The following is a 25,941-nucleotide window of genomic DNA, read 5'->3' as shown; positions in this document are numbered from 1 at the left end:
CCGGTGCTGCCGTCCCCGGCGCCGTTCGCGGCCGTCGCGAGGAAAAGGAAGACGACGATCGTGGCGCAGCGCGCGGCGGTCCGGTCCGTGGCCGTGTCGTTCGCCCGGAACCCGCAAAGCCGGTCACCACGCGTCCAAAGACGGATGAAGAGCGCCGTCGCGGCAAGTTGACGATCACCACTGCCAACGTGGACGGCGAGGACAATGCCCGCGGTCGTTCGCTCTCGGCGATGCGTCGCCGGCAGGAGAAGTTCCGCCGCGGTCAGATGCAGGAAACCCGCGAGAAGATCTCCCGCGAGGTGGTTCTGCCCGAGACCATCACCATTCAGGAACTGTCGCAGCGCATGTCCGAACGCGCCGTCGACGTCATCAAGTACCTGATGAAGGAAGGCCAGATGATGAAGCCGGGCGACGTCATCGACGCCGACCTTGCCGAACTCATCGCCGGCGAATTCGGCCATACGGTCAGGCGCGTGTCGGAATCCGACGTCGAACTCGGCATCTTCAACGTGTCCGACGAGGATGGCGAACTGGTTTCGCGCCCGCCGGTCGTTACCATCATGGGCCACGTCGACCACGGCAAGACCTCGCTGCTCGACGCCATCCGCCATGCCAACGTGGTCTCCGGCGAAGCCGGTGGCATCACGCAGCATATCGGCGCCTATCAGGTGGAGCAGAACGGTCAGAAGATTACCTTCATCGATACGCCCGGCCACGCTGCCTTCACGGCAATGCGTGCCCGCGGTGCGCAGGCGACCGATATCGCGATCCTGGTCGTCGCAGCCGACGACAGCGTGATGCCGCAGACGATCGAATCGATCAACCACGCCAAGGCGGCCGGTGTTCCGATCATCGTTGCGATCAACAAGGTCGACAAGCACGAGGCTGATCCGCAGAAGGTCCGCAACCAGCTGCTGCAGCACGAAGTCTTCGTGGAATCCATGGGTGGTGAAGTGCTTGACGTCGAGGTTTCGGCCAAGACCGGCAAGAACCTCGACAAGCTGCTCGAGGCGATCCTGCTGCAGGCGGAAATTCTCGATCTCAAGGCCAATGCGAACCGGACCGCGGAAGGAACGGTTATCGAAGCCCAGCTCGATCGTGGCCGTGGTTCGGTCGCGACCGTGCTCGTCCAGAAGGGCACGCTGCGTCCGGGCCAGATCATCGTCGCCGGCGACGTCTGGGGCCGCGTGCGCGCTCTCGTCACCGACAAGGGCGACCATGTGAAGGAAGCCGGTCCGGCAACGCCGGTCGAGGTTCTCGGTCTGTCCGGTACGCCGCAGGCGGGCGACAAGTTCGCCGTCGTCGAAAGCGAAAGCCGCGCCCGCGAAATCTCGGAATATCGTCAGCGTCTGGCCCGCGACAAGGCGGCTGCCCGCCAGTCGGGACAGCGCGGTTCGCTGGAACAGATGATGATGCAGCGCCAAAGCGTCGGCATCAAGGAGTTCCCGCTGGTCATCAAGGGCGACGTGCAGGGCTCGATCGAAGCGATTGCCGGCGCGCTGGAGAAGCTCGGCACCGACGAGGTCCGCGCCCGCATCGTCCATTCGGGTGCCGGCGGCATCACCGAGTCGGATATCTCGCTCGCCGAAGCCTCGAACGCGGCCATCATCGGCTTCAACGTTCGTGCGAATACGCAGGCACGCCAGTTCGCCGAACGCGAAGGCATCGAAATCCGCTACTACAACATCATCTACGACCTCGTGGATGACGTGAAGGCAGCGATGTCGGGCCTCTTGTCTCCAGAGCGGCGCGAAACCTTCATCGGCAACGCCGAGATCCTCGAGGTGTTCAACATCACGAAGGTCGGCAAGGTCGCAGGCTGCCGTGTCGTCGAAGGCAAGGTCGAACGTGGTGCGGGCGTCCGCCTCATCCGCAACGACGTTGTCGTTCACGAAGGCAAGCTCAAGACGCTCAAGCGCTTCAAGGACGAAGTGTCCGAAGTGCCGATGGGTCAGGAATGCGGCATGGCCTTCGAAAACTACGAAGACATGCGCGCCGGCGACGTCATCGAGTGCTTCCGCGTCGAGCATATCACGCGCACGCTCTAAACTGCTGCGCCTGAGCTTTCCGAAAGCCATCCGCCACCGGCGGATGGCTTTCGGGCATCTGCCGCCTTGACCTTTTCGACCAAAAGAGTCATGGACGCTCTCCTTTGACGGGTTCGATTCCCAGCCGCATCGGCAAATAGAGATAACAATGACCAGAGCAACTTCTTCCGCGCCTTCGCAGCGCATGCTGCGCGTTGGCGAACAGGTTCGCGCCGCTATCACCCAGGTGCTGCAGCGCGGCGAAGTGCGTGATGACGTCATCGAAGCGACCGTGATCTCGATCTCGGAAGTGCGCATGTCGCCGGACCTCAAGATCGCTACCGCCTATGTGACGCCGCTCGGCGTTTCAGACCACAGCATCGTCATCGAGGCTTTGAACCGTAATGCAAGGTTCATCCGCGGCCGGCTCGGGCAGCAGCTCCGGCAGATGAAATACATGCCGGAGGTGCGCTTCCGCGACGATACCAGCTTCGACAACTACAAGAAGATCGACGAGCTGCTGCGTTCGCCCGAGGTGAGCCGCGACCTCGACGGCGATAATGACGAACAATAAACAGAAGAGACGCATGTCCAAACCACGCAAACCCAAGGGCCGGCCGATTTCCGGCTGGCTGATCCTCGACAAGCCGGTGGATTTCGGCTCGACGGAAGCCGTTTCCAAGATCAAGTGGCTCTACAAGGCGCAGAAGGCCGGTCATGCCGGCACGCTCGATCCGCTGGCCTCCGGCATGCTGCCGATCGCGCTCGGCGATGCGACCAAGACCGTTCCCTACGTGATGGATGGCCGCAAGATCTATGAATTCACGGTGAGCTGGGGCGAGGAGCGCGCGACCGACGATCTCGAGGGCGAGGTAACTGAGAGTTCGGACAAACGCCCGAGCGAACAGCAGATCCGCGATATCCTGCCTCGATATATCGGCACCATCAGCCAGGTGCCGCCACAGTTTTCCGCTATCAAGATATCGGGTGAACGCGCCTACGATCTGGCGCGCGAAGGCGAAACCGTCGAAATCCCCTCACGTGAGGTCGATATCTTCCGGCTGACCTTGCTTGCCTGCCCGGACGCCAATAGCGCGCATTTCGAAGTGGAATGCGGCAAGGGCACCTATGTCAGGGCGCTGGCGCGCGATTTCGGCCGCGAACTCGGCTGCTACGGCCATGTGTCCGGGCTGCGGCGCACCTTCGTCGCGCCCTTCGCGGAAGAGGCCATGGTGCCGCTCGCAGATCTCGTGGCACTGGAGGCGATCGAGGATATGGACGAGCGGCTGGCGGCCCTCGACGCGCTGCTGATCGACACCTGCGAAGCGCTATCGGCCCTGCCCCATCTCGTCATCAACGACGACCAGGCGCACAGGCTGAAGATGGGCAACCCGATCCTGGTGCGTGGCCGCGATGCGCCGGTTGCCGAAAGCGAAGCCTATGCGACCGCCCGCGGCAGGCTGATCGCGATCGGCGAGATCGGCCAGGGCGAGTTTCGCCCGAAGCGTGTTTTCGCCTGAGGCCACAACGATAGCGATTGTCAGCCGGTAACGATGCGATATCTTCCCTGTCGGGCCGCCATAGCGGCCCGAGGGGCCATGGTGGCCCGACAGGAGAAAGAATATGCGCGTAACTGCTATCGGAATACTGACGTTCTTTTCGATGTTCCTGACCGTGGCCAACGCTCGATCCGCCGAGCGCTGGGCCGAGCTCCCGGCCTTTCCTTCGATGCCGGCGGCAAGGACGAGCGGTATGGCCGAAGTGAACGACATCAAGATGTATTACGCCGAATACGGCGAAGGCGACCCGATCCTGTTCATTCACGGCGGACTTGGAAATGCCGAGGTCTGGGGTCATCAGGTCGCCGATTTTGCCAAGGACCACTTGGTCATCGTTGCCGACAGCCGCGGCCATGGACGCTCGACGCGCAGCCAGCAGCCCTTCGGTTACGACCTGATGACATCGGATTATGTGGCACTTCTCGACTATCTGAAGATCGACAAGGTGACGCTTGTCGGATGGTCGGACGGTGGCATCATCGGCATCGACATGGCGATGAAACATCCGGAGAAGCTGACGCGGGTCATTGCCCAGGCAGCCAATGTCACGACAGAGGGCGTCAAGCCAGACGTGTTGAACGACAAGGTCTTCAACGACTACATCAACGTCGCCGGCGAATATTACAGGAAGCTGTCGCCGACGCCGAACGAATACGACGCCTTCGTCAAGCAGATATCCGAAATGTGGGCAACCCAGCCGGCCTGGACGGCCGCCGATCTTGGCAAGATCTCGGTGCCGGTCACACTTGCCATCGGCGATCATGATGAAGCCGTAAAGCTCGACCATACGGAAATGATGGCAAAACAGATTCCGGGCGCTAAACTCGTCATCCTGAAAGATGTGAGCCATTTCGCCATGCTGCAGGATCCTTCAGCCTATGACGGGATGATCCGGGGCGCCATGGCGGGCCGTTGAAGCCGCCAAGGACGACCCCTCTTTCCATCGATCCATATTTGGTTTATAGGCAGCGCCAGCATCGGGTACGCCCGTTTGCATTCACGGCCAAAGCTGGACGACATCCCGGCTTTTGGCGACTCTATCTCCTCCTCTTAGAAAGGATCACCCGATGTCGATCACTGCTGAGCGCAAGTCTGCGCTGATCAAGGAATATGCGACCGTTGAAGGCGATACCGGTTCTCCGGAAGTCCAGGTCGCGATCCTGACCGAACGCATCAATAACCTGACCGAACACTTCAAGGACCACAAGAAGGATAACCATTCCCGCCGTGGCCTGCTGACGATGGTTTCGAGCCGCCGCTCGCTTCTTGATTATCTCAAGAAGAAGGATGAAGGCCGCTATTCCAAGCTGATCACCAGCCTGGGTATCCGCCGCTAAGATTATCCGGCGGGCGCTTTCCAAGCGTCCGCCGGATGTGTTTCGGGACACGGCTCCCGATGAAATGTTCCAGCCGCGCCCTATTTTACGCGGTGGAAAGACCGGTAGACCCGGATGGGCCGGATCTGCCAAACCAACCGTTGACCTGTCATGGGGCAGGATTGCCGGATGCTTTCGGCCAAGGCTTATCAATGAGCTTTGGCCCGGTTTCTCAAGAACTCCTGAGGAAGCCGAGGATGAAAAGCCTCCCGTTGTCTTGCCCGTGATACGTCACATTGATTGCGGTCGACTGTGCGCTGCGCCTTGATATCGGCGATGGCGCGTGCTCCCGCATTGAAGGACAAGAGATGTTTGATACACACACAGTGGAAATCGAGTGGGCCGGCCGCCCGCTGAAGCTCGAAACCGGCAAGATCGCCCGTCAGGCCGACGGCGCGGTTCTCGCCACCTACGGCGAAACCGTCGTTCTCGCCACCGTCGTCTCGGCCAAGTCGCCGAAGCCAGGCCAGGACTTCTTTCCGCTCACCGTCAACTACCAGGAAAAGACCTACGCTGCCGGCAAGATCCCCGGCGGCTATTTCAAGCGCGAAGGCCGCCCGAGCGAGAACGAGACCCTCGTTTCCCGCCTGATCGACCGCCCGATCCGCCCGCTCTTCCCGGAAGGCTACAAGAACGACACGCAGGTCGTCGTCACCGTCATCCAGCACGACCTTGAAAACAATCCCGACGTGCTGTCGATGGTTGCCACCTCGGCAGCGCTGACGCTGTCCGGCGTTCCCTTCATGGGCCCGGTCGGCGGTGCGCGCGTCGGCTACATCAACGGTGAATACGTTCTCAACCCGCATCTCGACGAGATGGACGAATCGAGCCTCGACCTCGTCGTCGCCGGCACCTACGACGCCGTGCTGATGGTGGAATCCGAAGCCAAGGAACTCAACGAAGACGTCATGCTCGGTGCCGTCATGTTCGGCCACAAGGGCTTCCAGCCGGTTCTCGACGCGATCATCAAGCTCGCCGAAGTTGCCGCCAAGGAGCCGCGCGACTTCCAGCCGGAAGACTACTCCGCTCTCGAAAGCGAGATGCTCGGCCTTGCCGAAGGTGAACTTCGCGAAGCCTACAAGATCACCCAGAAGGCCGACCGCTACGCCGCCGTCGACGCCGTCAAGGCGAAGGTGAAGGCACACTTCCTCCCCGAGGAAGGCGACGCCAGGTACACGGCCGAAGAAGTCGGCGCGATCTTCAAGCACCTGCAGGCAAAGATCGTCCGCTGGAACATTCTCGACACCAAGAGCCGCATCGACGGCCGCGACCTCGAAACCGTTCGTCCGATCGTTTCGGAAGTCGGTCTTCTGCCGCGTACGCACGGTTCGGCGCTGTTCACCCGCGGTGAAACGCAGGCGATCGTCGTTGCCACCCTCGGCACCGGCGAAGATGAGCAGTATGTCGACAGCCTGACCGGCATGTACAAGGAGCGCTTCCTGCTCCATTACAACTTCCCTCCCTACTCGGTTGGCGAGACCGGCCGCATGGGCTCCCCGGGTCGCCGCGAAATCGGCCACGGCAAGCTCGCATGGCGCGCGATCCGTCCGATGCTGCCGACCGTCGAGCAGTTCCCCTACACGCTGCGCGTCGTCTCCGAGATCACCGAGTCGAATGGCTCGTCCTCGATGGCGACTGTCTGCGGTACATCGCTCGCTCTGATGGACGCCGGCGTTCCGCTGGCAAAGCCGGTGGCCGGTATCGCCATGGGTCTGATCCTGGAAGGCGATCGCTTCGCTGTCCTCTCCGACATTCTCGGTGACGAAGACCACCTCGGCGACATGGACTTCAAGGTCGCCGGTACCGCCGACGGCATCACCTCGCTGCAGATGGACATCAAGATCGCCGGTATCACCGAAGAGATCATGAAGGTCGCCCTTGGCCAGGCCCAAGGCGGTCGTGCCCACATCCTCGGCGAAATGTCCAAGGCCATTACCGAAAGCCGCGGCCAGCTCGGTGAATTCGCTCCGCGCATCGAAGTCATGAACATCCCGGTCGACAAGATCCGCGAAGTCATCGGCTCCGGCGGCAAGGTCATTCGCGAAATCGTCGAAAAGACCGGCGCGAAGATCAACATCGAGGACGACGGCACCGTCAAGATCGCTTCGTCCTCTGGCAAGGAGATCGAAGCGGCCCGCAAGTGGATCCACTCGATCGTCGCCGAGCCTGAGATTGGCCAGGTCTACGAAGGCACGGTCGTCAAGACCGCCGACTTCGGCGCCTTCGTCAACTTCTTCGGCGCCCGCGACGGTCTCGTCCACATCTCGCAGCTCGCTTCCGAGCGTGTTGCCAAGACGCAGGACGTCGTCAAGGAAGGCGACAAGGTCTGGGTCAAGCTGCTCGGCTTCGACGAACGCGGCAAGGTTCGCCTGTCGATGAAGGTCGTCGACCAGGCCACCGGCCAGGAAATCCCGAACGAGAAGAAGAAGGAAGAAGCGGCCGAATAAGCCGCCTTCCAAATTTAATATCGGGCGCGGGAATGCTTCCGCGCCCTTTTTTGTATCCTAAAGCGTGGCGCGATCTTTCAGATTCGCTTGCCACACTTTAGGTCCTTGGTTTTGCGCATGTCGTGATCGCAAAACCGCTGAACACTTTTGCGCGACATGCTTTAAGACGAGACGAGGCCCATGAGCAGCGAGACGCTGAAGACCCTGTTCCATCCCTTTGCCAGCGGCACAGTCGAGGCGCCCGGCGAGGGCGAGCGCGTACTCTTCCTCGGCGCCGAGGCAGGCTTTGCGCTGCCGGAGGGCTTTGCCGCCTCGCTCAGCGCCGTCCAGGGCTTCCGGCCACTCTATCGGCAGCTGCTGGCGCAGCGCATCGAAGCGAAGCCAGAGATCGACGGCGAGGACTACGATGCGGCTCTGGTGCTCTGCACCAAGCACAAGGGTGAGAACGAGGCCAATCTTGCTGCCGCTATTGCCCGCACACGGGTCGGCGGCCTGATCGTCGTTGCCGGCGCGAAGGAAGACGGCATCCAGCCGCTGCGCAAGCGGATGGAAGGTTTCAATCTCGCAGTCGACCATATGCCGAAATATCACGGCGTCGCCTTCTGGTTCGGCCGGCCGGCGGATGCCGATGAGATTGTCTCCAAGCTGGCAAAGGCGCCGGTGCGTGTCGACGGCCGTTTCAATGCAACCGCCGGCATGTTCTCGCATGACCGCATCGATGCCGGATCGGAACTGCTGGCCTCGCGCCTACCGCAGGATTTCACCGGCGACGTTGCGGATTTTGGCGCCGGATGGGGCTATCTCTCCGTCGAGCTGGCCCAGAAGTCGCGTGGACTGACGCGCCTCGACCTCTACGAGGCCGATCACGCGGCTCTGGAGGCTGCCAGGGATAATCTGGCGGAGAACTGCCCGAACGCGCCTGCGCGCTTCTACTGGCACGATCTGGCGGGTGAGCCGGTCAAGGACAAATACGATCTCGTCATCATGAACCCACCCTTCCATGAGGGGCACGCAGCCGAGCCGGCACTCGGCCAGGCAATGATCAAGACTGCCGCATCCGCCCTTCGCGGCGGCGGCCGCCTGATGCTCGTCGCCAATCGCGGCCTGCCTTACGAACCGGTTCTGGCGGCGAATTTCAGGGAAAGCGGGGAAACCTGCCGCAACGCCCGCTTCAAGGTGCTGTGGGCGAAGAAATAGGGCTCAAGCAGCCTCGATCCGATCATTCTTATCGATAGAAAAAGGCCGTGCGCATCATCTGCGCACGGCCTTTGAGTTTCGATCGAATAATGTTTATTCGACGTCCGCTTTGCGCAGCGTTTCCAGCGTCGGCATGGAGGTGACGTTGAAGCCGGCGTCGACGAAGTGGATTTCGCCGGTGACGCCGGAGGAAAGGTCGGAGAGCAGGTAGAGAGCCGAGTTGCCGACCTGATCGATGGTCACAGTCTTGCGCAGCGGTGCATTGCGCTGGTTCCAGGAGAGGATCGCGCGCGCATCCGAGATGCCGGCGCCGGCAAGCGTGCGGATCGGGCCGGCGGAAATGGCATTGACGCGGATGCCGCGCGGGCCGTAGTCGGCGGCGAGATAGCGCACCGAAGCCTCAAGCGCTGCCTTGGCAACCCCCATGACGTTGTAATTCGGGATGACGCGCGTCGAGCCATTGTAGGTCAGCGTCAGCATCGCACCGCCATCTTCCATCAACGGCGCGCAGCGCTTGGCGATCTCGGTGAAGGAGAAACAGGAAATGACCATTGTGCGGCTGAAATTCTCACGCGTCGTATCGGCGTAGAGACCCTTGAGCTCATTCTTGTCGGAAAATCCGATGGCATGGACGATGAAATCGAGTTTGCCCCAGCGCTCCTTGATCGCGTCGACCACGGCATCGACCGAGGCGGTGTCCTCGACGTCGCAGGGCAGCACGAAATCCGAGCTGACCTCGGCAGCAAGCGGCTTGACGCGCTTGCCGAGCGCATCGCCCTGATAGGTGAAGGCGAGTTCCGCACCTTGTGCGGCGAGAGCTTTTGAAATCCCCCAGGCGATCGAGTGGTTGTTGGCGACGCCCATGATGAGCCCGCGCTTACCCTGCATAATTCCCGTCATATTATTATCCGTTATAGCGCTGGAAGACGAGCGTGGCGTTGGTGCCGCCGAAGCCGAAGGAATTGGAGAGGGCAATATCGATCTTGGCGTCGTCGATGCGCTTGCGCACGATCGGCACGCCTTCGAATTCGGGATCAAGCTCGGTGATATGAGCGCTTTCGCCAATGAAGCCTTGCTGCATCATCAGCAGGGAATAGATCGATTCCTGCACGCCGGCAGCGCCAAGCGAATGGCCGGTCAGCGACTTGGTCGACTGGACATGCGGAATCTTCGAGCCGAATACCTCGCGGATGGCGCCGATTTCCTTGCTGTCGCCGACCGGCGTCGACGTGCCGTGGGTGTTGATATAGTCGACATCACCTTTGACGGTGGCGAGCGCCTGGCGCATGCAGCGGATAGCGCCCTCGCCCGAGGGGGCAACCATGTCGTAGCCGTCCGAGGTTGCGCCGTAGCCGACGATTTCGGCATAGATCTTTGCACCGCGGGCCTTGGCACGCTCCAGCTCCTCGAGCACCAGCACGCCGGCGCCGCCGGCGATGACGAAACCGTCGCGGTTGACGTCATAGGCGCGCGAAGCGCTGTCCGGCGTGTCGTTATATTTGGAGGACATGGCGCCCATGGCGTCGAAGAGATTGGACATCGTCCAGTCGAGGTCCTCGTGGCCGCCAGCGAACATCACGTCCTGCTTGCCCCACTGGATCATCTCGGCGGCGTTGCCGATGCAATGCGCCGACGTCGAGCAGGCCGACGAGATCGAATAATTGACGCCGTGGATCTTGAACCAGGTGGCGAGTGTGGCCGATGCGGTCGAGGACATCGCCTTCGGCACGGCGAAGGGGCCGATACGCTTCGGGCTGTTGTTCTTCACAGTGATTTCGGCAGCCTCGATGAGGGTGCGGGTGGACGGGCCGCCGGAGCCCATGATGATACCGGTGCGTTCGTTGTTGCCGATGTCCTTGTCCTCAAGACCGGAATCGGCAATCGCCTGCTTCATGGCGACATGGTTCCAGGCACCGCCCTGCGACAGGAAGCGCATGGCGCGGCGGTCGACCAGTTCGGCAAGTTCCGCCGAACCGAGCTTGGGACTACCCCAGACCTGGCACTTGAATCCATGTTCGGCGAAATCGCTCGAAAAGGAGATACCCGACTTTGCCTGCCGCAAGGATTCGGTGACTTCGGCCGCGTCGTTTCCGATCGAGGACACGACACCCAGACCCGTGACAACTACCCGTCTCATCTGATCAAACCTTTGTTGTTTTCGTCAGCCGCTCGAAATGCGGTTTCAGGCCGTCTTGTCTTTCGATAGACCGACGCGAAGGTCGGCCGCCTGATATATGGTCTCGCCGTCCGCCTTTAGCCAGCCGTCGGCGGTGCCGAGGACCAGACGGCCGCGCATGACACGCTTGAAGTCGATTCCATATTCGATCAGCTTCGTCTCTGGCCGGACCATGCCCTTGAATTTCACTTCGCCTGTTGAAAGCGCCATGCCACGGCCTGCCTCGCCGAGCCAACCCAGAAAGAAACCGGTCAACTGCCACATGCCGTCGAGACCGAGGCAGCCTGGCATGATCGGATTGCCTTCGAAATGGCAGGGAAAATACCAGTCATCCGGGCGAACGTCATATTCGGCCCGGAGGTAGCCCTTATCGAAGGTGCCGCCCGTTTCGGAAATATCCGTGATGCGGTGAACCATCAGCATAGGCGGCAGGGGCAGCTGCGCATTGCCGGGGCCGAACAGCTCGCCATGGGCGCAAGCGATGAGTTCTTCATACGAGAAGCTGGACTGTCTGGTCGTCATAAAGTTTCTTTTCCCCCCGCATCAAGCCGATGGATGTGAACGTGTAGTCCAAGTTCTTCAGAAAATGAAGCACAAGCAAGGCAGCTTCATTCATCGCCCCGGACCAGGCTTGCGCCATTATTTGGTGGTCGCATACAGGAAGGCTAGGGCCGGGACCAGACCTATTTGCGTCAAAAGCCCGTTTTTGCCGCGTTTATGAGGCTCCTGTCCCCATTGAACTATTGAAAGGCTCCGATGCAAAAGTTATACCCCTTAAAGAAACATGATTGCTTTATGCCAGAATAACTGGAGTTGGTTTTGATGACGGGTGCACTCCCGATCGCAATAGAGGTAAGGCTGCGCGGTGCGGGCCTGCGCCCTACTCGCCAGCGTGTCGCGCTCGGCGACCTCCTGTTTGCCAAGGGCGACCGGCATTTGACCGTCGAGGAACTGCATGAGGAGGCGGTTGCCGCCGGCGTGCCAGTGTCGTTGGCAACCGTCTACAACACGCTGCATCAATTCACGGAAGCCGGTCTCATCCGGGTTCTCGCCGTCGAGAGCGCCAAGACCTATTTCGACACCAATGTTTCCGACCATCACCATTTCTTCGTCGAAGGCGAAAACGAGGTGCTCGACATTCCCGTCAGCAACCTGACGATCGCCAATCTGCCGGAACCGCCTGAAGGCATGGAGATCGCCCATGTCGACGTGGTGATCCGCCTGCGCGCGAAGCAGGGCTGACGACGCCTCTAGAGCCGCGCCGGATCGGCCTCATGCGACGCCCTTTAGATCCTTTTTTTATGCATGTCGGTGTCCCAAAACCGCTGCGCACTTTTTGGGCGACATGCATTAGGCTTCACATGACATCGTCCGGATGCCGGCCAGGCTTGTGCCTGTAGGTGGGGAAGGTCCAGCCGAACCACAGGGCTCCACCGCGCACCGCAAAGGCCGCCACGACGCCGCAGGCAGACGCAAGATAGAGCTGCACTCCGAGCGCATTGGCGAGCGTGAAGACGCCGGAGCCGATGAGGGCTGCGGTCACGTAGATTTCCGGCCTCAACAGCACCGAAGGCTCGTTTGCCATCAGATCGCGCAGGATGCCACCGAAGGTCGCCGTCAGCGTGCCGGTGACGATCGAGATGGTCGGCGAGCCGGTGGCGGCGAGGCCCTTGGCGGCGCCGATCACGCAATAGGCGGCAAGGCCGATCGCATCCAGCCAGATCAGCAGGCGATAGCGCGATTCCAGCAGGTGGGCGGTGAAGAAAACGATGACGCCCATGACGCAGCAGACGAGGATATAGGCCGGGTTCAGAACCCAGAAGACCGGCACGCGGCCGAGCACGATATCGCGGACCGTGCCGCCGCCCGTTCCCGTCACCATGGCGAAAAACAGAAAACCGATCAGGTCCAGCTGCTTGCGCGAGGCGGCGAGCGCGCCCGTCGCGGCAAACAGCGCAATGCCGGCATAATCGAGATAGACGAGCAAGGACATGCGAACCTCGGAACCGGCAGAAGTTTCAGAGCATGATGGCGAAAAATGTCAGCAGTTTTCGGACGACATCATGCTCTACCTATTCTCGGGAAAGAACCACGGCGGCAAGGGCGGCGCAAGGCGGCGGCGTCATAAAGCGAAGGTCTTTATTTGATGCATGTCTTTGTCCCAAAACCGCTGCACACTTTTGGACGACATGCATTGGGCTACAGAGCCTTTATCCAAAAGAGGAAAGCCGTGAAAACGCTGGTGCTCGCCGTTCTGAATATCGTCCTGCTGCTTGTCATGCCGGCTGTCGCCTTCGGCCAGCAATCGTTGATCTCGGATCCTGAGATCTACGAGAAGAAACACTTCCAGGAGCAGTGCAAGACGGCCGAATTTGCCGACGGCTTCATCATCCGGCAGGACATCAACAATGATGGCCTGATCGATGCGGTGGTCAACGAGGGCCAGCTGACCTGCGACGGGCAGAAGGGGCCGCAATGCAATGACGACGGCTGCACCTATAATTTCTACCTGCAGGTTGCCGAGGGCGGTTATTTCATGATCGCGACGGCGCAGATCTATGGCTACGATTTCGTCCAGCGCTTCGGCAACATGGTGCTGGCGATGAAGATGCATCCGCGTTTCTGCGACCGCACCGAAGGTGATCCCTGCATCGTGACGGCCCGCGTCCGCGGCACGAAATTCGTCACCATCTCGAAGAAATAGCTCAGCGCAAGACCCGAAATCGGAATCGATTTTCGAGTCATTCGCAAATTCAAAGTGATAGAGCGTCCTTGGCGCGTCCTGTTGGACGCGCGGCGCTCTATTGCGGATAAAGTTCCGACGTGCGACCGGCGAGATAATATCCCACCAAGCCGTACCATTCGCGGATCGCCGTCGCCAGGTTCTGCGCGTTGAGGTTCGGCTGGGTGAAATCGAGCCCGAGCCTCACCTGGCCATCGGTGCGATAATCGGTCGGCCAGGGCACGATATCGATGCCGAGCTTGCGGAAGATGCCGACGGACCGCGGCATGTGGAAACCCGACGTGATCAGCAGGCAATTGGAAAGCCCCTGGCTTGCCAGGAATTCCTTGGTGTTAACGGCGTTTTCAAAGGTCGTGCGCGATTGCCTCTCTTCGATCAGGCGATCCCTGCCAACGCCGAAGAGCGGGAAGAAGCGCTCGGATGCCGCCGCATCGCCTTCGTAGATGCCCGAAATGGAGCCGTCGCCGCCCGATACCAGAATGCGCGACTGCGGAAATTTCTGCGCAAGCCGCAAGGCTTCGATGAAGCGGTCGGCCCCGCCGTTTAATTCTATGCCGTGGCGCGCCGTGTTCACCTCATTTTCGAAGGCGCCGCCGAGCACGATCATGCATTGCAGGCTACCCGGATCAGCGGCGGGCTTTGTGAAGCGCTGCTCGAGACCCTGCATCAGAAGGTTGCCGGCCGTGGTGTAGAGCGTGACGAAAAGGATGAGGGCCGCACCCGTTGCGCCGAGGATACTTAAGGTACGCCAGCGCAGAAGACCGGCAAGCAGGGCAAAAAAGACGAGGAAGAATGCCAGCGACAGCGGTTGAGCGAAAATCCAGACAAGCTTCGAAATCAGGAACAAGACCCACTCCTTGGGGATTGGCGGCGGTCCTTTCTATCCGATTCGACGGTAACAGGAATGCGACGGTTCTATTTCACGCGCGCAGCGGCCGATCGATATGGCGCGATCTTCTGGTTGAAGCGCCGCTGAAGCGGCCGCGGGATGAACATGGCAGCAAGTGCAAGCACCATGGCGAAGAGGGAGACCAGCCACAGTGCATGCGCGCCCGTCAGCCGCGTCAGGACGGCGCCGACGATCGCGCCAAGCATCATGCCCCCCCAGGGCACAATCTGGATCGTCCATTCGATATGGCGGTCGCCGATGATCCAGCGGCCGATGCCGCGGCCGAAGCGCGACAGGGCGCCGGTCACATAGGTTAGGCCGATCGGCAGGCCTTCGATGTGTTCGACGGCAGCGTTCACCATGCCCATGGAAAAAACGATCATGTAGAACCGAGCGAACAGCATGTTCTGCACCGTCATCATCGAGGCGAGCGCCAGGACGAGACCGACGCAGCCGAGCACCACGAAGATGCGGCGCTCGGAGACATGAGCGATGACGACCCCAGCCGCGTTGCCGAGCACGAAAACGACGATGGCGGAGATCAGGACCGCCGCGTGATAAAGATTGCCCTCACTCAAGGCCAGTGCCGCCCGCGTCGTGTTGCCTGTCATGAAGGAGACGAAATCGCCGGTCAGCAGAAGACCGGTCGCATCGGTCATGCCAGCCAGAAACGAGATCGAGCCGACGAGGGCGAGCCCGGTCAGGGTTCGTCGGGTCCGGATGATGCGACGGCGTCTTGATCTGGTCATTGGCTGAGGGTCCTGGAGCCGAATCGCTGAGATTCCAGCAACGAACATACATCCTCTCATTGAGGAATTGGCAAAGGCGATCGGAAGCGGATGGGGGCGGACTTGAATGGCAACACATTTTCGGCCATAGAAACGGCGTTGCTTCAGATCGAAGCTCCGTAAGCGTTTACGTCAATCAACGCGCAACCCGCCGATCGGCGCTGCGCAATTGTCTGATCGGCACCTTACGGAGATCAAAATGCCCAAAGGCAAACTCCCCAAACGTTACAATACGGTGGTCATGCCGCTCATCCTCTCGCTGTTGATGACCTCAGTCGTCTCGGCGATCAGCATCGTGAGAGCACAAGGCCTGACCGCGCCTGCCCTTGCCATGTGGCCCTCCGCATGGGCGCTCTCCTGGGCGATCGCCTTTCCCGTCCTGCTATTGATGCTGCCGGTGGTCAAGCGGGTGACGGCTGTTATCGTCGAGATGTGAACGCAAGGCGCCGGCGGGCTGCGCAGGCGGCCTGCCGGAGTTGCGGTCGGGGCAGTTAGAGTCTTTTCTTTGCGAATGCCCTGCCCGACGCCGACTTCAGATATTTCTCGAAAGCAAAGGCCTGCGCTTCATCGGAAAAAGCGACATAGGTCTTGAGAGACCAAGGGACGTATTTCGAGGTATGAGAGACCTCCCCGGCGTTGTGCTTCGCCAGGCGCGACTTCAGGTCACTCGTCACGCCAACGTAATAACGATCCGGAAATTCGACACTCTTGAGAATGTAGACATACTTCATGGAAGGATCATAGCCCGCCTATGTTGCTTCGCAACTTCGGCGCGGCAGCCTCCGCTTCCTTCTCGCCCTCGTCCGGTCGAGCCTTTCGGCTTGCCGAGCCGAAGCTCGAAGAGCGTAGGCTGGTGGAGCTAAGCGGGATCGAACCGCTGACCTCTTGCATGCCATGCAAGCGCTCTCCCAGCTGAGCTATAGCCCCATCAAGGTGGTCCGGCTCGAGGCCGGTCCTGGGATACTCCTCAAGGCGTGCCCTGCGGAGTGGCGGCTTATTACTTCCGGTTTTCAGAGATAGCAAGCCTAAAAAAATGCGGCCCGGAGAATTTTTTCCTCGCCGGGCCGAAATGCAGTCGTCAGACTTCGTCGTCGTCGCCGGTCACGCCGATGATGTCGCTCATGTCGTCATCGTCGTCGTCTTCGTCCGGTGTGAGGAAGGTATCGTCGTCGTCGTCGCCTTCGATTTCAACATCGTCATCGCCGATATCGGGAATGTCGTCGCCGCCGGCGGCTTCATCGGCATCTTCCAGCGAAACCAGTTCGACTTCGGTGTTTTCAGTATCGACTTCCGCGACCTCGTCTTCTTCGGCAACTTCGGCGATCGCCGAGGTTTCTTCGAAGAAGGACAGAGGATAGGACTTGCCGGTATAAGGAGAAACGATCGGATCCCGGTTCAGATCATAAAACTTCTTGCCGGTTTCCGGATCGGTACGCTTGGTTCCAAGTTCCGCTTTCGCCACTATAAGCCTCGTGTGAATGACCGAATAAGAGATTCGGCAAATGCCGATCAAGCCGGCGTTCCATCGGAATTTATAAGCCGGTCCCCTTAATCGCTGTGGCTTCCCATGTCAAAGCCAAACTTTGCGATCGAAGCCCGGGGTTTTTGGCAAGCCGACGGATGACCGCCCGGCGCGTTTGTGTTAACGAGCCGCAACAGCTGCAGAAGCGGACGGGAATTGCGACCGGCCAAGCCTGTCTTGTGGCAAAAATAGACTGCATTTGCAAAGGATTACGCATGTTGCACGGCTCTGCGCCCAGGCCCGCCACCGCCCGCAAATCCGCCGGTCTTACGGGCAGCGTGCGTATTCCGGGCGACAAGTCGATCTCGCATCGTTCCTTTATGTTCGGCGGGCTTGCTTCCGGCGAAACCCGGATCACCGGCCTGCTCGAAGGCGAGGACGTGATCAATACCGGCCGCGCAATGCAGGCAATGGGCGCCAGAATCCGCAAGGTGGGCGAACAATGGGTGATCGAGGGCACCGGCAACGGTGCGCTGCTTGCACCTGACGCGCCGCTCGACTTCGGCAATGCCGGCACCGGCGTGCGGCTGACCATGGGCCTCGTCGGCACCTACGACTTTCGCTCCACCTTCATCGGCGACGCCTCGCTTTCGAAACGGCCGATGGGCCGCGTGCTCAATCCGCTGCGCGAAATGGGCGTGCAGGTCAGCGCCTCCGAGGGCGACAGGCTGCCGGTGACGCTCAGAGGCCCGGGAACGCCGAGCCCGATCCGCTATCGGGTGCCGATGGCATCCGCCCAGGTGAAATCGGCCGTGCTGCTTGCCGGCCTCAATACGCCAGGTGTCACCACGGTCATCGAGCCGGTGATGACGCGCGACCATACCGAAAAGATGCTGCAGGGTTTCGGCGCCGCCCTTTCCGTAGAGACGGACGAGGACGGCGTCCGCACGATCCGGCTCGAAGGCCGCGGCAAGCTGAAGGGCCAGGTGATCGACATTCCCAGTGATCCCTCCTCCACCGCCTTCCCGCTGGTTGCAGCGCTGCTTGTCCCCGGCTCCGACATCACCATCGTCAACGTGCTGATGAACCCGACCCGTACCGGGCTGATCCTGACGCTGCAGGAGATGGGGGCTGATATCGAGGTGCTGAATGCGCGTCTTGCCGGCGGCGAGGACGTGGCGGATCTGCGCGTGCGCCATTCCGAACTCAAGGGCGTGACCATTCCCGAAGATCGCGCGCCGTCGATGATCGACGAATATCCTATTCTCGCCGTCGCCGCCTGTTTCGCCGAGGGCGTCACCGTCATGAAGGGGCTTGAGGAACTGCGCGTCAAGGAGTCCGACCGTCTTTCCGCTGTGGCCGACGGACTGAAACTCAATGGGGTGGATTGCGACGAAGGCGAGGATTTTCTCATCGTGCGCGGCCGGCCTGACGGCAAGGGCCTCGGCAACGCTACCGACGGCAAGGTCAGCACACATCTCGACCATCGCATCGCCATGAGCTTCCTTGTCATGGGGCTTGCCTCGGAGCATCCTGTCACGATCGACGACACGGCGATGATCGCGACCAGCTTTCCCGAATTCATGCAGCTGATGACCGGTCTTGGAGCAAAGATCGACGAGGTGCCGGAATGATCTACGAGCCGCGGCAATTCCGCGACGACAAACTCATTCGCCGTTTCGGCGCGGTGCCGCAGGATTGATTTGATGACAAACAAGACCTTCATTATCACCATCGATGGCCCGGCGGCAGCCGGCAAGGGCACGCTTTCACGCCGCATCGCCGACCAATATGGCTTCCATCATCTGGATACCGGCCTGACCTATCGCGCCACGGCCAAGGCGCTGCTCGATGCCGGCCTGCCGCTCGACGACGAGGCGGTAGCGGAAAAGATCGCAAGAGAGGTTGAACTCGCTGGATTGGATCGCGATATACTTTCCAAACATGAGATCGGCGAAGCTGCCTCGAAGATTGCTGTCATGCCGGCGGTGCGCCGGGCTCTGGTCGAGGCGCAACGGCGGTTTTCGGCAAAAGCCCCGGGAACCGTGCTCGATGGGCGCGATATCGGCACCGTCGTCTGCCCGGATGCGCCGGTGAAACTCTATGTAACGGCGTCGCCGGAAGTTCGCGCAAGACGCCGTTATGACGAGATCCTCGGCAAGGGCGCTGCGGCAGATTTCGATGCGATCTTCGAGGACGTCAAGCGGCGCGACGAACGCGACATGGGACGGGCCGACAGCCCTTTGAAACCAGCGGTCGATGCGCACTTGCTTGATACGTCGGAAATGAGTATAGAGGCCGCGTTTCAAGCTGCTCAATCGATCATCGATGCGGTCTTGAGCCGAAATGCCTAAATTCAAGCGATTTTGCGTGCTCTGAGCATGGATCGCTTCTAATATAGCAAGCCTGAAATTCCGTCCAAGCGCCGGATTGCCTTCGTGAGAGGGCGGACTGGGTTCAGGCCCGTTCAACGCAAACCAACCGGCGCATACGTGTCCGCTTCCGTTTCAGGACACGCAGGAGATTTTATGTCAGTAGCTACCCCCTCCCGCGAGGATTTCGCGGCTCTTCTCGAAGAGTCCTTTGCCAAGAACGACCTGGCCGAAGGCTATGTCACCAAGGGCATCGTCACGGGCATCGAGAAGGACGTCGCCGTTGTCGACGTCGGCCTGAAGGTTGAAGGCCGCATCGCGCTCAAGGAATTCGGCGCGCGCGCCAAGGACGGCCTGTTGAAGGTCGGCGACGAAGTCGAAGTTTATGTCGAGCGCATCGAAAACGCGCTTGGCGAAGCCGTTCTGTCGCGCGAGAAGGCTCGCCGCGAAGAAAGCTGGGTCAAGCTCGAAGCCAAGTTCGAAGCTGGCGAGCGCGTCGAAGGCGTGATCTTCAACCAGGTCAAGGGCGGCTTCACGGTCGACCTCGACGGTGCGATCGCCTTCCTGCCGCGTTCTCAGGTCGATATTCGCCCGATCCGCGACGTGACCCCGCTGATGCACAATCCGCAGCCCTTCGAAATCCTCAAGATGGACAAGCGCCGCGGCAACATCGTGGTTTCGCGCCGTACGGTTCTGGAAGAATCCCGTGCCGAGCAGCGTTCTGAAATCGTCCAGAACCTCGAAGAAGGCCAGGTTGTTGACGGCGTCGTCAAGAACATCACCGATTACGGTGCGTTCGTTGACCTCGGCGGCATCGACGGCCTGCTGCACGTCACCGACATGGCATGGCGCCGTGTGAACCATCCGTCGGAAATCCTGAACATCGGCCAGCAGGTCAAGGTTCAGATCATCCGCATCAACCAGGAAACCCACCGTATCTCGCTCGGCATGAAGCAGCTCGAGAGCGATCCGTGGGATGGCATCCAGGCCAAGTATCCGGAAGGCAAGAAGATTTCCGGTACCGTTACGAATATCACCGACTATGGTGCATTCGTCGAGCTGGAGCCAGGCATCGAAGGCCTGATCCACATCTCGGAAATGTCCTGGACCAAGAAGAACGTTCACCCCGGCAAGATCCTGTCCACGAGCCAGGAAGTCGAAGTCGTCGTTCTCGAAGTCGACCCGTCCAAGCGCCGTATTTCGCTCGGCCTCAAGCAGACGCTGGAAAATCCGTGGGCAGCATTCGCCCGCAGCCATCCGGCCGGCACTGAAGTCGAAGGCGAAGTCAAGAACAAGACCGAATTCGGCCTGTTCATCGGCCTCGACGGCGATGTCGACGGCATGGTGCACCTCTCCGACCTCGACTGGAACCGTCCGGGCGAACAGGTCATCGAGGAGTTCAACAAGGGTGACGTCGTCAAGGCCGTCGTTCTCGACGTCGATGTCGAGAAGGAACGCATCTCGCTCGGCATCAAGCAGCTCGGCAAGGATGCAGTCGGCGACGCCGCTGCTTCTGGCGACCTGCGCAAGAATGCAGTCGTTTCCTGCGAAGTCATCGCGGTCAACGACGGCGGTGTCGAAGTGAAGCTCGTCAACCACGAAGACATCACTTCCTTCATCCGTCGCGCCGATCTCGCCCGCGACCGCGACGAACAGCGCCCTGAGCGCTTCTCGGTCGGCCAGGTCTTCGACGCCCGCGTCACCAACTTCTCCAAGAAGGACCGCAAGATCATGCTGTCCATCAAGGCTCTGGAGATTGCGGAAGAGAAGGAAGCCGTTGCCCAGTTCGGTTCGTCCGACAGCGGCGCTTCGCTCGGCGACATCCTGGGCGCAGCCCTGAAGAACCGCGGCGGCGAATAAGCCTCGCATCCGCCTTTGAATTGAAGAACCCGCCGGAGCGATCCGGCGGGTTCTTCATTTTCAGGCGATCAAAGTGTTATTCCCAGCCGACCATGCGCTGATAGAGCGCATAGACCGGGTCGTCGGCCGGGCGGCTTGGCTGATAAGCCGACGGTTCGGCATCAATCATCCTCGGCGTCCTCCGCCCGGATGCCGCGTCGGTCGTTTCGGCATCGGGCTCGGCATCCTCGCCACCGGACTGTGCCTGTTGCTGATCCTCGGACCCGTCGTCGCGGTGGTGCTGATGCTGGTGGTGCGTTTCGCCCGCCTTCTCGTTTGATGGCGTATCCTTGGCGAATTGGTAGGGCAGCTGGCTATAGGCAAGGCCCTCCGGCATCTTTGCCGCCAGCGGCACATAGGAAGCCTCGGCCGTCTCGGGGATCGGCATCATCTGCGGTTGCGCGGAGATTTCTTTCGGCTGACGGGCTGCCGCCGCCGCCTCAATATCCATCTGCGGTGGGCGAAGTGCTGTCGATTGGCGGGGATCGGGTGCTGTGAATTCGGCCGGCTGCCTCAAGGTCTCGGTCGCATCGCTGATGACGGCGTCGTCGAGGATCGCATCAATCTCCACGGCCGCCTCGACGGCAACATCCTCCAGCACGGTTTCGACGTCTTGCTCGCGGATGATCGTGGCGATCAGCTCGGAGACTTCTTCGGTCATGGAGGCAACGATTCCTGCCCAGTTCCTGGGAATGACAGGATCGACCTTTTCCGACATCGCGTGGGGCTGGATGGCAGGCGGCTCCGGCGTTTCCTGCGTATCGTCGGCCGCTGCGGCTTCCGTCGATGAGGCTTGCCGGGTTTCGATCTCCTGCGACGCAGACTTTTCCGGGGCGACCTCCCTTGCCGTCGCAGGGGTGGGCTGAGCCCGGTTTTCAGCCTGCGACGTTTCCGGATCGGCAGCTTCCACGGATTCGGCGATAAGCGCTTCTTCGGTGGTCGTCAGAGCTGCGGCCTCGATCAGCGAATCGGCCGGCGCGGGCACCTTGTCTGCCGGCTGGCGCATGGCGGCAGGCAGGCTGTCCTCATGCAGCCGGATCTCTGGGCGAGCTTCGGCGCGCATCGGCGAAGCGTCATTCTGGCCATAGGAGCGGACGACGGCGCGGGCGGCGAGGTCGCGATCCTTGTAGCGGACGATTTCCAGATAGGCGACGATGCGGGCGGCTTCAGGGCCGGTCGGGTTCTTCAGGGCCTCGGCGATTGTCCGGAGCGGCACGCTATGCCCCTGCTCGGTGAGCTGGCGCTCAACCTCGTCGATCCCAGCGGTTGGCAGCTGCCGGATGGCATCGGCCAGCCGAGAGGCGAAGGCAAGATTGCTCTCGTCGTCGCCACGATCCAGCGAGATCGAGCGGCCTGCCGCATCGATGACATCGAAAAGGGCTTCGACCATGCGCTCGCGCGCCGCAAGGAGCAGAATATTGAGCTTGCCGGCAATGGCGGAATTGAGGTCTGCGGCTTCGACGGCGTTGACGGGCGGGGGGGCAATCACGGAGTGGCCGAGACCGCTGGCGACGATCGCCGCTGTCTGACCCTGGGACGAAAAGCTTGCATTGGACGCTGCACGAACGGGAGTCAACATGGCATGCTCCTTTCGTAAAGTGACGATGAAAGCAGGCTCTAGAAAAGGACCGCGCTCATCCGGCCCCCTTGCATCCCAGCAGATCCTCCTGTCCGCATGACGCAGTTTCGGCGTCATCGAATGCATAAAAATTAACAGGAATGTTAATAAACAGGCGTTAATGAATCGCTAACGGCCGCGGACAAGCCTGTCCACGGTCCGTGTTTTTCATGCATGTCGCAGAATGAAGGCCATTCGCTCAGCTGTGGGCGAAGATATCGGCCTCTTCCCAGCCGAGCAGGTCGAGCTTGGCGCGGGTCGGCAGGAATTCGAAGCAGGCCGTCGCATGATCGTAGCGGCCGTCGCGGATCAGGCGTTCCGTCAGCTTATCGCGCAACGCATGCAGATAAAGCACGTCGGACGCGGCATATTCGAGCTGGGCCGGAGACAGCGTCTCGGCCGCCCAATCGGAAGATTGCTGCGCCTTGGAGACATCGACGTCGAGCATCTCCTTGAGATTATCCTTGAGGCCGTGGCGATCCGTATAGGTCCGGATCAGGCGCGAGGCGATCTTGGTGCAGAAAACCGGGGTCGTCGTGACGCCGAAAGTATGGAAGAGCACGGCAATATCGAAGCGGCCGTAATGAAAGATCTTCTGATGGGTGGGGTCTTCGAGCAGGGCGGCAAGATTGGGCGCCTGCTTCTGGCCGGCGGCGATGCGGATGATATCGGCGGTGCCGTCACCCGGCGAAAGCTGGACGACGCAGAGCCGATCGCGGCGCGGCACCAGGCCGAGCGTTTCGGTGTCGATTGCTATCGCGCCGGTGTAGCGGGCGGCATCGGCCGCGGAAATATCGCCTTCGTGAAAACGTATGGTCGCCGCCATGAGACTGTCTTTCGTTCGAATGCATCCCCTACAGCGCCGCGCGTCTTTTCGAGAGCCGCAAAGGACGCTGTAGCACTTTGAATGGCTGCATAATTTTATCCTCAAATCGATTCCGATTTAAGGAATTATGCAGCAGCGCTATAGCGCAAAGGCGCAGAATGCGAAACCGCTTTCCTGCCACTAGAGTGCCGTGCGTCCTCTCGGACGGATTTAGGACGCTCTACCTCTCTTAATCTTCGCATCGTGCTGGCGGTTCAGAAAGTCGGCGGCGTGTTAATCCAGAGAAGCACGGTTTCGCCATCGTGGCGATTGCGCCAGGAATGGTCGCGGCGGCTTTCGAAATAAAGTGAATCGCCAGGCCCGAGATCGAAGAATTGATCGCTGTCGAGCACCAGTTCGAGCCGGCCGGACAGAACATGCATGAATTCCTCGCCCTCGTGGCGATAGGCGCCTTCGCTGGCAGCACCCGGCGCCAGCACGAAACGATGGCAATCCATCATCCTGCGGCCTTCGGCAAGGAGCTGCACCGTGACACCCGGCGTTGTTTCCGGCCACTTGCGCCATTCGCCGGCGCGCACCAGCACCGGCACGTCCCCGCTTTCTTCGCCGGAAAGGCGGGAGACGGTGGTGCCGTAATATTCGGCAAGATCATGCAGCGTCTTGAAACTGACGCCCTGCGAGGTGCGCTCCAGCGTCGAGAGCGTCGACGAGGTGACGCCGATGTCGCCGGCCACCTGATCGAGCGTCTTGCCGCTCGCATGGCGCAGGCTGCGCAGCTTGCGGCCGAGACCGTTGTCCTGGCTTGCCTCGGCGCTATCAGCGGAGGGCTCCTCGCTCTCCAGCGCCTCGCGGATTGCCGCGGGATTGAGGCCACGCTCGACACGATACCAGGAGATGCGCTTCAACCGCGCCACGTCGTCGGCGCTGTATTGCCGATGACCGGTTTCCGAACGGCCGGGAACCACCAGACCCTGGCTTTCCCAGAGGCGCAGCGTCGAGGCCGAAACGCCTGCCAGCCGCGCGGCTTCCGCCACCTTGTAGCGTACAGGTCTATTATCGTTCATCCGAAAGTATCCCCGATTCCAATCGCCCCAGAGCCTTCATCAAAAAGCGCGATGTTTGAAGCAAAAAATGTCGCTTGATTTCTTGCAGGAAAAATGTAGGAACTTTCTACACATCTTGCAGAACTTATGCAAGATAGTTCTGAAGCCCCTTTTCAGCGCAGGAGCGCATCGATGAACGCGATCAACCTTACGGACCGGAAGAACGCTGCTATTTCACGCGGCGTCGGCATGACGACACAGATTTATGCGGATCGCGCAGAGAATGCGGAGATCTGGGACAAGGAGGGCCGCCGCTACATCGATTTCGCCGCCGGCATCGCCGTTCTCAACACCGGCCACCGCCATCCCCGGGTCATCGCAGCGGTCAAGGATCAGCTCGACCGCTTCACCCATACCTGCCATCAGGTGGTGCCCTATGAAAGCTACGTCCATCTGGCCGAACGGCTGAACGCTCTGGTGCCCGGCGACTTCGAGAAGAAGACGATCTTCGTGACGACAGGCGCCGAAGCGGTCGAGAACGCCGTCAAGATCGCGCGCGCCGCAACCGGCCGTTCGGCCGTCATCGCCTTTGGCGGCGGCTTCCATGGCCGCACCTTCATGGGCATGGCGCTGACCGGCAAGGTCGTGCCCTACAAGGTCGGTTTCGGCGCGATGCCGGGCGATGTGTTCCACGTTCCCTTCCCGATCGAGCTGCACGGCGTCACCGCCGATCAGTCGCTGGCGGCGTTGAAGAAGCTCTTCGCCGCCGATGTCGATCCGCAGCGCGTCGCCGCCATCATCATCGAGCCGGTGCAGGGCGAAGGCGGCTTCTATGCGGCCCCCGCCGCCTTCATGAAGGCGCTGCGCGAGCTCTGCGACCAGCACGGCATCCTGCTGATCGCCGACGAGGTGCAGACCGGTTTTGCCCGCACCGGCAGGATGTTCGCAATGGATCACCACGAGGTGGCGCCTGACCTGACAACGATGGCAAAGAGCCTGGCCGGCGGCTTTCCGCTCGCCGCCGTCACCGGCCGCGCCGAAATCATGGATGCGCCGGGACCGGGCGGGCTCGGCGGCACCTATGGCGGCAATCCGCTCGGTATCGCGGCCGCCCATGCCGTGCTCGACGTCATTGTCGACGAGGATCTCTGCAACCGGGCCAACCAGCTCGGCGGGCGGCTGAAGCAGCGGCTGGAATCGTTGCGCGAGACGGTGCCGGAGATCGTCGACATCCGCGGGCCGGGTTTCATGAACGCGGTCGAATTCAACGACCGGACGACGGGACTGCCGAGCGCGGAATTCGCCAACCGGGTGCGGCTGATCGCGCTCGACAAGGGTCTGATCCTGCTCACCTGCGGCACCCACGGAAACGTCATCCGCTTCCTCGCACCGATCACCATCCAGGACGAGGTCCTCGGCGAGGCGCTCGATATTCTCGAAGCCTCAATGCTGGAGGCGAGCGCGGGCAAGTGACCGCACCGAACCCGGATTTCAGCGGGCTGCCGGCAACCGGCAGCCG

26 protein-coding genes and 1 tRNA gene are annotated in these 25,941 nt (G+C 60.9%); 15 read left to right on the top strand and 12 right to left on the bottom strand.

The features are described from left to right. The 7 genes from infB to MOV76_RS21285 form a co-directional block, all read left to right on the top strand. On the top strand, positions 1-2,048 hold a 2,048-nt coding region (infB, locus tag MOV76_RS21315), incomplete at its 5' end, for a translation initiation factor IF-2 (RefSeq protein WP_247265225.1). A 148-nt stretch (positions 2,049-2,196) separates the two neighbouring features. Beyond that, positions 2,197-2,601, top strand: coding sequence for a 30S ribosome-binding factor RbfA (rbfA, locus tag MOV76_RS21310; protein ID WP_017966457.1), 405 nt, complete (start codon positions 2,197-2,199; stop codon positions 2,599-2,601). 13 nt (positions 2,602-2,614) lie between these two features. Further along, positions 2,615-3,547 carry a tRNA pseudouridine(55) synthase TruB gene (gene truB, locus MOV76_RS21305; protein ID WP_018244259.1) on the top strand — a complete coding sequence of 311 codons (933 nt, stop codon included), beginning with the start codon at positions 2,615-2,617 and terminating at the stop codon, positions 3,545-3,547. A 103-nt stretch (positions 3,548-3,650) separates the two neighbouring features. Next, positions 3,651-4,502, top strand: coding sequence for an alpha/beta fold hydrolase (locus MOV76_RS21300; protein ID WP_247265224.1), 852 nt, complete (start codon positions 3,651-3,653; stop codon positions 4,500-4,502). 151 nt (positions 4,503-4,653) lie between these two features. Continuing rightward, entirely contained in the window at positions 4,654-4,923 is a 270-nt protein-coding gene (gene rpsO / locus MOV76_RS21295) for a 30S ribosomal protein S15 (RefSeq protein ID WP_003544317.1), read from the top strand. A gap of 347 nt (positions 4,924-5,270) precedes the next feature. Then, positions 5,271-7,409, top strand: coding sequence for a polyribonucleotide nucleotidyltransferase (pnp, locus tag MOV76_RS21290; protein ID WP_026188572.1), 2,139 nt, complete (start codon positions 5,271-5,273; stop codon positions 7,407-7,409). A gap of 180 nt (positions 7,410-7,589) precedes the next feature. Continuing rightward, positions 7,590-8,606 carry a class I SAM-dependent methyltransferase gene (locus MOV76_RS21285; protein WP_128408457.1) on the top strand — a complete coding sequence of 339 codons (1,017 nt, stop codon included), beginning with the start codon at positions 7,590-7,592 and terminating at the stop codon, positions 8,604-8,606. A gap of 93 nt (positions 8,607-8,699) precedes the next feature. On the opposite strand, the gene fabI is transcribed toward MOV76_RS21285, so the two are convergent. From fabI to fabA, 3 genes are read right to left on the bottom strand one after another with little or no spacing between them, the layout of a single operon-like run. Further along, positions 8,700-9,506, bottom strand: coding sequence for an enoyl-ACP reductase FabI (gene fabI, locus MOV76_RS21280; protein WP_018244255.1), 807 nt, complete (start codon positions 9,504-9,506; stop codon positions 8,700-8,702). 4 nt (positions 9,507-9,510) lie between these two features. After that, positions 9,511-10,743, bottom strand: coding sequence for a beta-ketoacyl-ACP synthase I (fabB, locus tag MOV76_RS21275; RefSeq protein ID WP_028731865.1), 1,233 nt, complete (start codon positions 10,741-10,743; stop codon positions 9,511-9,513). Positions 10,744-10,788: 45 nt separating this feature from the next. After that, positions 10,789-11,304: a 3-hydroxyacyl-[acyl-carrier-protein] dehydratase FabA gene (fabA, locus tag MOV76_RS21270; RefSeq protein ID WP_018448031.1), complete on the bottom strand. Its 516-nt coding sequence runs from the start codon at positions 11,302-11,304 to the stop codon at positions 10,789-10,791. Between the two features lie 300 nt (positions 11,305-11,604). On the opposite strand from fabA, the gene irrA reads away from it, so the two are divergent. Beyond that, a complete protein-coding gene (irrA, locus tag MOV76_RS21265; protein ID WP_003555773.1) occupies positions 11,605-12,024 on the top strand; it encodes an iron response transcriptional regulator IrrA in 420 nt (139 codons plus the stop codon). A gap of 115 nt (positions 12,025-12,139) precedes the next feature. Here the strand turns inward: irrA and MOV76_RS21260 are convergent, their stop codons facing one another. Continuing rightward, positions 12,140-12,775: a trimeric intracellular cation channel family protein gene (locus MOV76_RS21260; RefSeq protein ID WP_247265223.1), complete on the bottom strand. Its 636-nt coding sequence runs from the start codon at positions 12,773-12,775 to the stop codon at positions 12,140-12,142. On the opposite strand from MOV76_RS21260, the gene MOV76_RS21255 reads away from it, so the two are divergent. Both MOV76_RS21255 and MOV76_RS21250 read left to right on the top strand, forming a co-directional pair. Then, the gene (locus MOV76_RS21255; protein WP_018448034.1) at positions 12,774-12,929 is read left to right on the top strand and encodes a hypothetical protein; all 156 of its coding nucleotides are present in this window, start codon (positions 12,774-12,776) and stop codon (positions 12,927-12,929) included. The two genes, MOV76_RS21260 and MOV76_RS21255, sit on opposite strands and share 2 nt — an antisense overlap. Positions 12,930-13,012: 83 nt before the next feature. After that, positions 13,013-13,486 (top strand): hypothetical protein, encoded by a 474-nt coding sequence (locus MOV76_RS21250; RefSeq protein ID WP_018448035.1) that lies wholly within the window; start codon positions 13,013-13,015, stop codon positions 13,484-13,486. Between the two features lie 97 nt (positions 13,487-13,583). Here MOV76_RS21250 and MOV76_RS21245 read toward each other — a convergent pair whose 3' ends face one another. After that, positions 13,584-14,372, bottom strand: coding sequence for a YdcF family protein (locus MOV76_RS21245; protein WP_247265222.1), 789 nt, complete (start codon positions 14,370-14,372; stop codon positions 13,584-13,586). A 68-nt stretch (positions 14,373-14,440) separates the two neighbouring features. Next, entirely contained in the window at positions 14,441-15,163 is a 723-nt protein-coding gene (locus MOV76_RS21240; RefSeq protein ID WP_026230927.1) for a YoaK family protein, read from the bottom strand. Positions 15,164-15,401: 238 nt separating this feature from the next. Here MOV76_RS21240 and MOV76_RS21235 point away from each other — a divergent pair, with 238 nt between their 5' ends. Further along, positions 15,402-15,638, top strand: a complete 237-nt coding sequence (locus MOV76_RS21235) for a DUF2798 domain-containing protein (protein WP_018448038.1) — start codon at positions 15,402-15,404, stop codon at positions 15,636-15,638. Between the two features lie 55 nt (positions 15,639-15,693). Here the strand turns inward: MOV76_RS21235 and MOV76_RS21230 are convergent, their stop codons facing one another. The 3 genes from MOV76_RS21230 to MOV76_RS21220 form a co-directional block, all read right to left on the bottom strand. Beyond that, the gene (locus MOV76_RS21230; RefSeq protein ID WP_247265221.1) at positions 15,694-15,933 is read right to left on the bottom strand and encodes a GIY-YIG nuclease family protein; all 240 of its coding nucleotides are present in this window, start codon (positions 15,931-15,933) and stop codon (positions 15,694-15,696) included. A gap of 120 nt (positions 15,934-16,053) precedes the next feature. Next, positions 16,054-16,129 (bottom strand) — tRNA-Ala (locus tag MOV76_RS21225). Positions 16,130-16,280: 151 nt separating this feature from the next. After that, positions 16,281-16,664: a TIGR02300 family protein gene (locus MOV76_RS21220; RefSeq protein WP_003544290.1), complete on the bottom strand. Its 384-nt coding sequence runs from the start codon at positions 16,662-16,664 to the stop codon at positions 16,281-16,283. Between the two features lie 275 nt (positions 16,665-16,939). On the opposite strand from MOV76_RS21220, the gene aroA reads away from it, so the two are divergent. From aroA to rpsA, 3 genes are all read left to right on the top strand, one after another. Beyond that, complete coding sequence (gene aroA, locus MOV76_RS21215) at positions 16,940-18,298, top strand: 3-phosphoshikimate 1-carboxyvinyltransferase (protein ID WP_018448039.1); 1,359 nt, start codon at positions 16,940-16,942, stop codon at positions 18,296-18,298. 72 nt (positions 18,299-18,370) lie between these two features. After that, positions 18,371-19,018, top strand: coding sequence for a (d)CMP kinase (cmk, locus tag MOV76_RS21210; RefSeq protein WP_247265220.1), 648 nt, complete (start codon positions 18,371-18,373; stop codon positions 19,016-19,018). Between the two features lie 174 nt (positions 19,019-19,192). Then, a complete protein-coding gene (gene rpsA, locus MOV76_RS21205) occupies positions 19,193-20,896 on the top strand; it encodes a 30S ribosomal protein S1 (protein ID WP_003544285.1) in 1,704 nt (567 codons plus the stop codon). 76 nt (positions 20,897-20,972) lie between these two features. On the opposite strand, the gene MOV76_RS21200 is transcribed toward rpsA, so the two are convergent. The 3 genes from MOV76_RS21200 to MOV76_RS21190 form a co-directional block, all read right to left on the bottom strand. Beyond that, positions 20,973-22,514: a hypothetical protein gene (locus MOV76_RS21200; RefSeq protein WP_247265219.1), complete on the bottom strand. Its 1,542-nt coding sequence runs from the start codon at positions 22,512-22,514 to the stop codon at positions 20,973-20,975. Positions 22,515-22,752: 238 nt separating this feature from the next. Continuing rightward, on the bottom strand, positions 22,753-23,379 hold the full coding sequence (locus tag MOV76_RS21195; protein ID WP_018448042.1) for a ribonuclease D: 627 nt from the start codon (positions 23,377-23,379) through the stop codon (positions 22,753-22,755). Between the two features lie 254 nt (positions 23,380-23,633). Beyond that, on the bottom strand, positions 23,634-24,443 hold the full coding sequence (locus MOV76_RS21190) for a MerR family transcriptional regulator (RefSeq protein ID WP_247265218.1): 810 nt from the start codon (positions 24,441-24,443) through the stop codon (positions 23,634-23,636). A gap of 171 nt (positions 24,444-24,614) precedes the next feature. Here MOV76_RS21190 and MOV76_RS21185 point away from each other — a divergent pair, with 171 nt between their 5' ends. Further along, positions 24,615-25,895 carry a 4-aminobutyrate--2-oxoglutarate transaminase gene (locus tag MOV76_RS21185; RefSeq protein WP_018448044.1) on the top strand — a complete coding sequence of 427 codons (1,281 nt, stop codon included), beginning with the start codon at positions 24,615-24,617 and terminating at the stop codon, positions 25,893-25,895. The last annotated feature ends 46 nt before the right edge of the window (positions 25,896-25,941 follow it).

The sequence above is a fragment of the Rhizobium sp. PRIMUS64 genome (assembly GCF_023006465.1).
GTDB lineage: Bacteria > Pseudomonadota > Alphaproteobacteria > Rhizobiales > Rhizobiaceae > Rhizobium > Rhizobium leguminosarum.
The sequence above is the reverse complement of the archived record's forward strand: the minus strand, read 5'-3'. Positions and strand labels throughout refer to the sequence as shown.